The sequence below is a fragment of the Phyllobacterium sp. P5_D12 genome (assembly GCF_054049495.1).
Map to the genome: position 1 here is coordinate 1 of NZ_JBFUMG010000127.1, position 10380 is coordinate 10380.

11 protein-coding genes and 1 pseudogene are annotated in these 10380 nt (G+C 57.2%); 5 read left to right on the top strand and 7 right to left on the bottom strand.

Features of this window, described 5'->3' with window-relative positions:
• The 4 genes from ACXJ5O_RS10885 to panB all read left to right on the top strand — a co-directional run.
• Positions 1-1181, top strand: a 1181-nt coding sequence (locus ACXJ5O_RS10885) for an L-aspartate oxidase (RefSeq protein ID WP_457299910.1), incomplete at its 5' end; no start/stop codon positions are given.
• Between the two features lie 11 nt (positions 1182-1192).
• Positions 1193-2056, top strand: a complete 864-nt coding sequence (gene nadC / locus ACXJ5O_RS10890) for a carboxylating nicotinate-nucleotide diphosphorylase (RefSeq protein WP_457299919.1) — start codon at positions 1193-1195, stop codon at positions 2054-2056.
• Positions 2053-2898, top strand: a complete 846-nt coding sequence (panC, locus tag ACXJ5O_RS10895) for a pantoate--beta-alanine ligase (protein ID WP_457299911.1) — start codon at positions 2053-2055, stop codon at positions 2896-2898. Before nadC ends, panC begins: the two co-directional genes overlap by 4 nt.
• Positions 2899-2922: 24 nt before the next feature.
• On the top strand, positions 2923-3738 hold the full coding sequence (panB, locus tag ACXJ5O_RS10900) for a 3-methyl-2-oxobutanoate hydroxymethyltransferase (RefSeq protein WP_457299912.1): 816 nt from the start codon (positions 2923-2925) through the stop codon (positions 3736-3738).
• A 3-nt stretch (positions 3739-3741) separates the two neighbouring features.
• Here the strand turns inward: panB and ACXJ5O_RS10905 are convergent, their stop codons facing one another.
• The 5 genes from ACXJ5O_RS10905 to ygfZ are packed head-to-tail and all read right to left on the bottom strand — an operon-like array spanning position 3742 to position 7251.
• A complete protein-coding gene (locus tag ACXJ5O_RS10905; RefSeq protein WP_457299913.1) occupies positions 3742-4254 on the bottom strand; it encodes a cupin domain-containing protein in 513 nt (170 codons plus the stop codon).
• 9 nt (positions 4255-4263) lie between these two features.
• A complete protein-coding gene (locus ACXJ5O_RS10910) occupies positions 4264-5220 on the bottom strand; it encodes an NUDIX hydrolase (RefSeq protein WP_457299914.1) in 957 nt (318 codons plus the stop codon).
• A 2-nt stretch (positions 5221-5222) separates the two neighbouring features.
• On the bottom strand, positions 5223-5738 hold the full coding sequence (locus ACXJ5O_RS10915; RefSeq protein WP_457299915.1) for a tyrosine phosphatase family protein: 516 nt from the start codon (positions 5736-5738) through the stop codon (positions 5223-5225).
• Positions 5739-5742: 4 nt separating this feature from the next.
• Complete coding sequence (locus ACXJ5O_RS10920; protein ID WP_457299920.1) at positions 5743-6387, bottom strand: YfbR-like 5'-deoxynucleotidase; 645 nt, start codon at positions 6385-6387, stop codon at positions 5743-5745.
• Between the two features lie 12 nt (positions 6388-6399).
• Positions 6400-7251 (bottom strand): CAF17-like 4Fe-4S cluster assembly/insertion protein YgfZ, encoded by an 852-nt coding sequence (ygfZ, locus tag ACXJ5O_RS10925; protein WP_457299916.1) that lies wholly within the window; start codon positions 7249-7251, stop codon positions 6400-6402.
• Positions 7252-7327: 76 nt separating this feature from the next.
• Between ygfZ and ACXJ5O_RS10930 the strand changes: the two genes are divergently transcribed.
• Positions 7328-8662: a dihydroorotase gene (locus ACXJ5O_RS10930; protein WP_457299917.1), complete on the top strand. Its 1335-nt coding sequence runs from the start codon at positions 7328-7330 to the stop codon at positions 8660-8662.
• On the opposite strand, the pseudogene ACXJ5O_RS10935 reads toward ACXJ5O_RS10930, so the two are convergent.
• Both ACXJ5O_RS10935 and ACXJ5O_RS10940 read right to left on the bottom strand, forming a co-directional pair.
• A pseudogene (locus ACXJ5O_RS10935) lies at positions 8650-9438 on the bottom strand (PhzF family phenazine biosynthesis protein). The gene ACXJ5O_RS10930 and the pseudogene ACXJ5O_RS10935 overlap by 13 nt on opposite strands.
• Before the next feature lie 54 nt (positions 9439-9492).
• Positions 9493-10380 (bottom strand): sigma-70 family RNA polymerase sigma factor, encoded by an 888-nt coding sequence (locus ACXJ5O_RS10940; protein ID WP_457299918.1) that lies wholly within the window; start codon positions 10378-10380, stop codon positions 9493-9495.

Consider the following 10380-nt stretch of genomic DNA (forward strand, 5'->3'; position numbering starts at 1 on the left):
GCGATATGGCGGGCCGTGCGATCATGCAGGCTCTGGTGAAAACGGTTGAAGATACGCCATCGATCAGGGTGATGGAAGGGTATGTGGTCGAAGACCTGATGATCGAGAAAGGCGCGGTAACCGGCGTCATCGCGCGAACAGAAGCGGGGCGTGGCACGCAGGTAAAACTGGCTTCACGGGCGGTTGTGATCGCCACCGGCGGCATCGGCCATCTCTACGCCGTTACAACCAATCCTTCCGAGGCACGCGGCGAAGGTATCGGCATGGCGGCACGGGCTGGTGCAATGATGGCGGATATGGAGTTCGTACAGTTTCACCCGACGGCGCTGGACGTGAACAAAGACCCGGCACCCCTGGCGACGGAGGCACTCCGCGGTCACGGCGCTACGCTGATCAATCGCGCCGGTGAACGGTTTATGCTCAAGCTAGATCCTGATGCGGAACTTGGTCCCCGTGATGTCGTGGCGCGCGGGATTTATGCTGAAGTCATGGCTGGTCGCGGTGCCTGGCTCGACTGCACCAAGGCCGTGGGTGCCTCATTCGCCGAGGAATTTCCGACAGTCTACAAGTATTGTCGCGATGCCGGCATTGATCCTGTTGTCGACCCCATTCCTGTTATACCTGCCGCGCACTATTTCATGGGCGGTATTCTGACAGACGCCGATGGGCGCACCTCGATCGATGGGCTTTGGGCTTGCGGGGAATGCACTTCGACCGGAGCGCATGGGGCAAACCGGCTGGCATCCAATTCCCTGCTTGAAGCCGTCGTGTTTTCTGCGCGCATTGCCGCCAAGATCGGCAAGGGTGACGCGCAATATACGGAAGATTGGTCGAAGGGCTCGGTAGACCGGGACGATCTTGCCGCCGAAGCGGATACGGCAGCGATGACCACACTCCGCAAGACGATGAGCGCCAGTTTTGGTGTTGTTCGTGACCGCAAAGGCATGCTTCAAGGGTTGAAGGCGATTCTTGAGCTGGACAAAGCTAATCGTGATCCTGCCTTTCGGAATGTATTGGCGACGGCAAAGCTGGTCGCCGTCAGTGCGCTGCGACGTGAGGAAAGCCGCGGCGGCCATTTCCGCACCGACTTTCCAGAGAAACGTGCTGAGTGGCAGCACAGGACATTTCTGACACTGTCCGAYGCCGAAGCTTCTGTGAGTGAAATGATGGAGTTGGCCTGATGGCTGAAGACATGCACAAAGCCTTTCCGCCATCTCTTCCGCAATTGTTGATCGAGGATGCTGTACGTGCTGCCCTGCTCGAAGATCTCGGGCGGGCTGGGGATATCACGACCAACGCGACCCTGCCCGAGGATGCCGTAGCCAGCGCAGTGCTTTCCAGCCGCGCGGCCGGTACGATCTGCGGCATGGATTTTGCCCGCACCGCCTTTGCGTTGATGGACCCGAAGCTGAAATTCACTACGCTCGTCGGGGATGGTGTAAGGGTCGAGCCGGGTGACGACATTGCGCGCATCGAAGGGAAAGCCCGTGCCATCCTCTCGGCCGAACGCGTCGCGCTCAACTTCCTCATGCATCTGAGTGGCATCGCAAGCTATACCGCAAAATTCGCCGATTTGATTGCCCACACCAATGCCAGGGTCTGCGACACACGCAAGACCATTCCCGGCATGCGTGCCTTTGCCAAATATGCGGTGAAATGCGGTGGCGGCTCCAATCATCGTTTCGGCCTCGACGATGCGATATTGATCAAGGACAACCACATCGCAGTCGCAGGTGGTGTCGCAAAGGCCATTCTCGCCGCACGCGCCTATGCCGGACATCTCGTCAAGATCGAGGTGGAAGTCGACGGCCTCAAGCAGTTTGAAGAGGCGCTCTCCGTTCGTGCCGATGTGATTCTTCTTGATAATATGACGCCGGAACTGCTTGAAAAGGCGGTGAAAATCAATGGCGGCCGAGCGAAACTGGAAGCATCTGGCAATATAGCGTTTGACACGATCAAGGCGATTGCAGAAACCGGTGTCGATTATATCTCGACATCGAAAATCACCATGGCAGCGCCGACGCTGGATATTGGACTGGACATCGAAATCAAATGAAGGTCATCGCCACTATTGCAGAACTGCGCGCTGCCCTGAAAGCTGACCGCCTCAAAGGCAAATCCATCGGTCTCGTACCGACCATGGGCTATTTGCACATTGGGCATCTGACACTGGTCCACCATTCGAAAAATGTCTGCGACGTCACTGTTGTTTCGATCTTCGTCAACCCGACGCAGTTTGGACCGAACGAGGACCTGTCCTCCTATCCGCGCGACATGGCGGGCGACCTTTCCAAGCTCGAGGCGGAGGGCGTCGACTACGTGTTTACGCCAGACGTTGCGGAAATCTATCGGCTGGGCGCCCATACCATCGTTGATAACCCGGTGCTGTCCCGGATACTGATTGGCAAGATCAGGCCCKGGCATTTTCGCGGCGTAACAACCGTCGTCACCAAACTATTTAATATCGTTCAGCCGGATCATGCGTTTTTCGGCGAGAAGGACTATCAGCAATTGACGATCGTCCGCCGCATGGTGACCGATCTCGACATGCCAATCGAGATAACCGGAGTGGCCACCGTGCGCGAAGACGACGGTCTTGCATGTTCGTCACGCAATGCCATGTTGACCGCGGCCGACCGCAAGGCTGCGGTCGTCCTGGCGAAATCGCTGATGCGGGCGGAAGAACTGGTCGGACAAGGCCAGCGCTCCGTGTCGGCAATCCGCAATGCGGTTCGCGCAATACTGGCAATCGAGAAGCGCGGCGAGATCGAATCTGTCGACATCCGCGATGCCCGGACACTTGATCCGGTTTCGGGCAAATTCAAACAGCCAGTCGTCATTTTGTTGACAGTCCGCTTCGGCAAGGTGCGTCTGATCGACCAGCGCGTTATAGGCTGAACGGGGAAGTGGGAGGGAGGAGCTATGAGTCAGGAAATCGTCACTCGCCGGGTCACCGCACCGGAAATACGGGTCCGCAAGGGCGGCGAGCCGATCGTTGCGTTGACCTCCTACCACGCCAACACCGCGCGCATTGTCGACCAGCACGCTGATATTCTCCTCGTTGGCGACAGTCTCGCCATGGTTCTTTACGCCATGGAATCAACGCTCGGCGTGTCGCTCGATCTCATGATCGCCCATGGCCGTGCCGTGGTGCGTGGCTCAAAGCGGGCGATGGTCGTGGTCGATATGCCGTTTGGCTCTTACGAGGAGAGCCCCGAGATTGCGTTCCGCAATGCCGCTCGCGTCATGCAGGAGACCGGTTGCGGTGCCGTCAAGCTGGAAGGTGGCGTGCGCATGGGTGACACCATCCGCTTCCTGATCGAGCGCGGCATACCGGTGATGGCGCATATCGGGCTGACGCCGCAATCCGTCAACACGCTCGGTGGTTTCAAGACACAAGGCCGCGACACGGCACTATGGCCGCTGATCAAGGCTGATGCAAAGGCGGTCAGCGACGCTGGAGCCTTTTCCGTAGTGCTTGAGGGAATTGTGGAACCGCTTGCGGCTGAGATTTCGCGCGAGATCGCTATCCCCACGATTGGAATCGGCGGGTCACTCGAATGCGACGGTCAGATTCTCGTGCTTGAGGACATGCTTGGCTACAATCCGAAGCCGCCCAAATTCGTCAAGGTCTACGGTGCTGTCGGCACGGCAATCGACGAAGCTGTCAAAGCCTACGCGGATGACGTCCGTTCGCGAAAATTCCCAGGCGATGAAAACGTCTATCTGCTGAAATAGATACTAGCTGTGCGGTTTTCGCTCTGTATCAGCGCCTTGCCAGTATTCCATCGTGGCGGCTTTATCGTAGCCTTCACTCAGTAATCGCACACCAACGCGTCCCGTTTCGGGATAGACCACGACTTCGTTCGGGTTTTTCTCTCCGATCATGATGAAGCGGCAGGCCGCGTCGCTGTGGTTATAAAACGAATGTCCGACTTTCTGGCCGGCCGGAAAGCAGACGTGATCCCCTGCCTTCATCCGATATGTCTTGTCGCCGAGCCGCAGTGTCATCTCACCTTCGAGGATGAACGCCTGCTCCTCCTCGAGCATGTGATAATGGTTCATGTTGGATTCCTTGCCCGGCGCGAGTTCTTCCAGGGCAACACCAATGTGGTTCGCACCGCCGAATCCGGAAAGATAGCGAAATCGGGTGCCATAGCGTGTACCTTTCGACCATTCCTCCAACGGAACATTTTCCGATGAGAATGGTTCGGAGATGCCTTCGGCATTGATTGATGTCGGCTTGTCGTTCATCCCTTCCTCCTATCCCCTGCCACCAACGCGCAATCCCGCCACACTGCGCTCTTCGAGCACATTGTGCCGGAACCGATAAAGCGCTGCCGGTCTGCCTCGCGCCTGCGTTTGTTCTGCACCAGTTGGCTCGACCAGCTCCGTTGTCTCAACCAGCCTGCGGAAATTCTGCTTGTGCAGGTGGCGGCCAGAAATCGCCTCCACAGTCTCCTGCAGTGCAGTCAAGGTAAAGGTGGGGGGCATTAACTCGAATACCACAGGCCTGTATTTCAGCTTGGCGCGCAGCCGCGAAATTGCGGTCGCAAGAATACGCCGGTGGTCAAAACTCATCGGAAGTCCCAGGACACGCGAAAGATGTGTGCCTTCCGCCCGCCCATCCCGCGCAGCCTCCTCGATCAGTCCCGCTTCATACAGGAGTTCATAGCGTTCAAGCACACGCTCTTCGTCCCACATAATTCCATCGTCTCCGAACGCGAGCCGGAAACGGCTTAGCCGCGCGGGAAGCCCACTTTTCTCGGCCCAGGCATGCAGAGCGGGGCGGATTGTTTCGTCGATCATGGCGGGCTTGCCGACGCGCCAATCTTCCCAAGGCAAGAACGAGTACCAGCTGCGCCAGCGCGCACCGGATTTGCGAAGCGAATCTCCCTCATCGGTTATGCGCGTGAGCGCTAGATAACCGACTGAAACGATGTGCAGGTCGCGATCTTCAGCGGTTTTGTGGCGGCCACGATCACCGAAAGTGTAGAGCTGTTCAACATACCCAAGGCGTAAAGGGGTCTGCTCCGCCACCCACTCACGCAGTCCGGTCTCGAAGGTTCGATGCAACAGCGGGTTGAACGGGCCGAAGGGCAGCTCGTCGCGCTCGTTGTCATCGCTGGAAGGTGTGGTCAAGATCAGCGGATCATTATTGGCGACGGCGACAATGGCGGCGCTCAGATTGATCTCGACAGCATTGGGCGTACCAGTCACGTCTACACCGTTAGCGGAAGGACGAACGGCGTGCCCTCGAAGGCCTCTTCACCGCGACCGATCGCTTTGATTGCATCTACCATTCTGCCCTTGCGAACGAGGATATCGTCGGCGAGCGCTACAAGCCTGCCATTGGGTGTGGCAGAGGGTGCATTCTGGCGCAATTTCTGCGCCAAGAGCACTTCATCAAGCTCCGGATTAAGGGCAATCGCGGTGATATAGGCGGCAGCGGTCGAGCGTGAGATACCGGCGTAGCAGTGGATGAGCAAGGGTGCCTGGCGGTCCCAAAGTCGGCCAAACGCGATCAGCTGGGTGATGTGTTCAGACACGGGGTGAGTCATGCCTTCCGCAGGCTCGAGAATATCGTTGAATCCAAGAAACAGGTGACGCGTCTCTAGAATCTCTACGGGGCGAGGCACGACCGTATCGGCATTGATCAGCGTGATCATATCCCGTGCACCGAAACGAGTTGCAGACTCAGCGAGACGCGACAAGGGAGAGACAACGATATGCGGCATGTTCYTATCCCCGGCTCTGTGCCCGTAACTCATTAAGTATAGCAAAACGCAGCAGAAAAGCATTTTGTGCATTCTCGGTCGCGAGTGCCGTCAAGTCGAGACCTTCTGGATTAATTCCGCGGGGACGCCCGAAAAACTGCACCGCTTCTTTCTCCGCAAACCCTGCAAGGCGGGTCGCCTCATAATAGGCGGCAATCGCATCCGCCCGCTTGATGAGGGTACGTAAACTTTGGTGAACGACGGGCGCAAGTGAAAAGCGCAGATGAATAGCGTGTTGCAGCCTCAATTCGACGCTTTTGTAATCTCCACCGACAACGGCTTTGAATGGCGAAATCATGTCACCGATCACATATTCCGGTGCGTCATGCAGGAGAGTTGCAAGGCGCTGTTCCGTCGTCGCCTCGGGGGCGATCTTCCCGAAGATATCTTCAACCAGCAGCGAATGCTGCGCCACCGAGAATGCGTGCTCGCCAACGGTCTGGCCATTCCAGCGTGCGACACGCGACAGCCCCTGGGCAATGTCCTCGATTTCAATATCGAGCGGCGAGGGGTCGAGCAAATCCAGTCGCCGCCCTGAGAGCATGCGCTGCCAGGCGCGAAATTCTGTTTTCTTCAAATTGCTCGGTTGCGGCTTTGCCGGTCGCAGCATCCTATTCCCCAATCAGGCCTCTTGCTTCGCCTCGGGAAATGTAAACCGGTGTTCGGAGGGAATGGCAAGGTGGATCGGAATATCTCCTGCCAGAATGGCCTTGCCGCTATCCAATGCATCTTTTACGCGGTCGATCCGGACGAGGCCAAGGCCAGATGATCCTGCAACGCTGCCGAGGGTGCCAATCTCGCGTTCGTTGGCAGTTATGGATGTACCGGTAGCCGGCAGGTCCGAGGCTCCCGTCACAATCAGGATACGTTTTCGCGCGGTTCCACGATGTTGCATGCGCGAGACAACTTCCTGACCGACAAAACAGCCCTTTCTGAAAGAAACGCCGCCAGTCTGGTCCAGATTAACATCATGGGGAAAAGCATCGCCGAGCGCATAATCCGTTGGCGCTTCCGCTACACCGTGGACGATACGCAGCGCGGTCCACGCAGTTTCATCCTGGTCCGTAAACGAAACTCCGCCGTAGTGCCGTGTGACATTCAACGCTTGGGGGAAACGCCGGTCATGCACTGTTGAATCGGTTTCGAAAGCGCCGGACTCATTTTCCCAGGAAGCCTGGACAAGTGACTCTGAATCCACAGATATTTGCACTTTGGCACGCAGTTTATAGAGCGTCAGCCTCTTCAACAAATCATCTGCAGAGGTCTGCAATGTATCAAGCCGCAGGCCACCGGCGTTCCGTGAAACGAGAAACTCGAACAGGATCTTGCCTTGTGGATTGAGCAAAGCGCCTGGTTTCAAATCCCCCGCGTCCAGCGTGTCGAGATCGGTGGTGATGAGATTTTGCAGGAAATCTTCGGCATCCTCGCCCGTAACGTTCAGGATTGCTCTTCCACTTAAACTTAGCCGCGGCATTCGATCACCCTTGCCTTTCCTGTCCCTGTTACGTAATCCGCAAGGGACGCGTTCGCAAGGCTGGAGTGGAAAGCAAATGGCTCAGACGTTCGACACGATTTTCAGAAGCGGGATTGTCGTCAACCAGGACGGTGTTGGTTTGCGCGATGTTGGCATCGTCAACGGCCGCATTGCTGCCATCGGCAATCTTGGTAGCGCTTCAGCCGCCGAGATCATTGACGCCACCGGCTTGCATATCCTTCCGGGTGTCGTCGACAGCCAGGTGCATTTTCGTGAACCGGGCCTCGAGCACAAGGAAGATCTGGAGAGTGGTTCGCGCTCCGCCGTACTTGGCGGGGTCACAGCAGTCTTTGAAATGCCGAATACCAGGCCGCTGACCACCTCCGCCGAGACGCTGGAAGATAAAGTTCGGCGTGGCCACCATCGCATGCACTGCGACTTTGCATTCTGGGTTGGTGGCACGCGCGACAATGCAGCTGATGTCGCCGAGCTCGAACGTTTGCCCGGCGCTGCAGGCATCAAGGTATTCATGGGTTCATCCACGGGCGATCTCCTCGTGGAGGACGATGACGGGGTGCGTTCTATCCTGAAAAACACCCGCCGCCGTGCAGCTTTCCATTCCGAGGACGAATTTCGTTTGCGCGAACGCGAAGGTTTGCGCGTTCCGGGCGATCCGTCTTCACACCCAATCTGGCGCGACGAAATCGCGGCGCTGCAATGTACCCAGCGTCTCGTCCGCATCGCCCGCGAAACCGGCGCCCGCATCCATGTTCTACACATTTCAACTGCGGAGGAGATCGATTTCCTCGGCGATCACAAGGACGTAGCGAGTTGCGAGGCAACGCCGCATCATTTGACCCTTGATGCCAGCCAATACGCGACGCTTGGAACCTTGCTGCAGATGAACCCGCCGGTCCGCGACGCGCGGCATCGCGATGGCGTCTGGAAGGGCATCGGGCAGGGGATTGTCGACGTGCTCGGGTCCGACCATGCGCCGCACACGCTCGAAGAAAAATCAAAGCCCTATCCGGCCTCACCATCCGGCATGACGGGTGTGCAGACGCTGGTGCCGATAATGCTCGACCACGTCAACGCTGGCCGTATGTCGATCGAGCGTTTTGTTGATCTGAGCTCGCATGGCCCCAACCGCTTGTTTGGCATGGCTCGCAAGGGACGTATTGCGGTCGGCTACGATGCCGATTTAACCATCGTGGATATGAAACGGCGGGAAACCATCACCAACGCGCAGGTTAGGTCAAAGGCTGGCTGGACGCCTTATGACGGCAAGACGGTAACCGGCTGGCCGGTCGGCACGATCATCCGCGGTCATAAGGTCATGTGGGAAGGCGAGATCGTGACACCAAGCCGAGGCGAGCCGGTGTTGTTCGGCGAGGCGCTTCAGGGCAAGTAAATCTGAGCCTTCATAAAGGTAACGGCTGAACCGGTAAGCAGCACGCGGTCACCCTCGAGCTCACAAAGCAGATGTCCGCCGCGCTTCGAGCGCTGAAACGCCGAAAGCCTGGGTTTACCCAGTTCTTCTGCCCAATAGGGCACAAGCGTGGCATGGATTGACCCAGTCACCGGATCTTCCGGAATGCCGGCATGCGGAACAAAATAACGCGAAACAAAATCGTGTTCGTCGCCCCTTGCCGCAATCACGAACCCAAATGGATCGAGTTGGGTGATCCTCGGTAAATCCGGGACGAAATCGAGAACCGCCTGCTCATTCTTCAACACAACAAAAACGTTTTAGAAGTTCTGGAATGCCGATACATGGTTGCCTCCAGTGATTTCGTTGAGCAGTGGCAGAATTTCGCCAATCGGTTCTGGCGGAAAGCTTGGGAAATCAAGCTGGTATGCTGAGTTCTTCCTATTGACACGCAAAGCGCCGACCCTGGTCTCAAATACCAGTTCGCCCTCCACGCCCAACTCGTTTGCAAGCACATGCGCCGTCGCGAGCGTCGCATGTCCGCAGAAGTCGGCCTCGTGTACTGGCGTGAACCAGCGCAGATCCCAGCTCCTCGCATCGGGCTTCACAAAGGCCGTCTCGGCCAAATTGTTCTCGCTGGCAATCGCCTGCATTGTCTCTACTGGCAACCAATCATCGAGGACAAGCACTGCGGCAGGATTGCCGCTAAAGAGTTCGGTGGTAAATGCGTCTACCTGATACATCGTCAATGATTGCATAGATAAGATCCTTGGAGGGCGATGGTCGCCACGCTAACCAACGCCAGCCAAGGGTCAATGCGCAAAGTCGAGATGACGAAGTTTTTCAGGATTCCGCACGACGTAGATAGCCTTGATCTTGCCGTCCTCAATTTCAAGCGCAGTGGTTTGCGGAATCCCGTCACTTTCCGCTGTCACAAAGCCGGGCAGGCCATCGATGAGTCCTTCGTGCACCAATGGCGGTAAACTATAGGCTGCCCGGCGCGAAACGTCTCCGAAGAATAGGCAGACATTTGCCATTGAATGGATCGGATCGATTGCAGCGAAGCGAATTCCGCCGCCATCGGCGTAGAGCACGACATCGTCCGCCAATAGAGACTGCAGGGTCTGCATGTCGCCACTGCGGGATGCTTTGAAAAAGGCGGCGGCGATATTCTTGCCTTGCTCATCCGAAACCGGGAAGCGCGGTTTTGCTTTCTGGACGTGGCTGCGGGCGCGGCTCGCGAGTTGTCTGCATGTTGCTGGATCTCGACTGATCGCCTCGGAAATCTGATTGAAATCTTGGCCGAACACGTCATGTAGAAGAAACGCTGCGCGTTCCAACGGCGACAATCGTTCCAGCGCCATCATCAGCGTCAGGGTAATATCGCTATCGGACTCATCTTCACTAGGGTCGAAAATGGGCTCTGGCAGCCAGTTCCCGACATAGGTCTCCCTTCGAACGCGCGCAGATTTGAGATGGTCGAGGCAAAGCCGCGTTATGGTGCGCACGAGGAAGGCCTCCTCACTGCGGACATCAGACCGGTCAGCCTGATGCCAGCGAATGAAGCCCTCCTGGACGATATCCTCCGCCTCCGCGACTGACCCGAGCATACGGTAGGCAATGCGGGTCAGACGCGGTCTGAGGCGATTGAACGTCTCGGCGCTATTGTCAGGCTGCGGCACTGTTTTTTTCCACCGGAT

Coding starts and splice junctions, on each gene's coding strand:
- nadC (WP_457299919.1), top strand. CDS start 1,193: ATGCACAAAGCCTTTCCGCCATCTCTTCCGCAATTGTTGATCGAGGAT.
- panB (WP_457299912.1), top strand. CDS start 2,923: ATGAGTCAGGAAATCGTCACTCGCCGGGTCACCGCACCGGAAATACGG.
- ACXJ5O_RS10905 (WP_457299913.1), bottom strand. CDS start 4,254: ATGAACGACAAGCCGACATCAATCAATGCCGAAGGCATCTCCGAACCA.
- ACXJ5O_RS10915 (WP_457299915.1), bottom strand. CDS start 5,738: ATGCCGCATATCGTTGTCTCTCCCTTGTCGCGTCTCGCTGAGTCTGCA.
- ygfZ (WP_457299916.1), bottom strand. CDS start 7,251: ATGCCGCGGCTAAGTTTAAGTGGAAGAGCAATCCTGAACGTTACGGGC.
- ACXJ5O_RS10930 (WP_457299917.1), top strand. CDS start 7,328: ATGGCTCAGACGTTCGACACGATTTTCAGAAGCGGGATTGTCGTCAAC.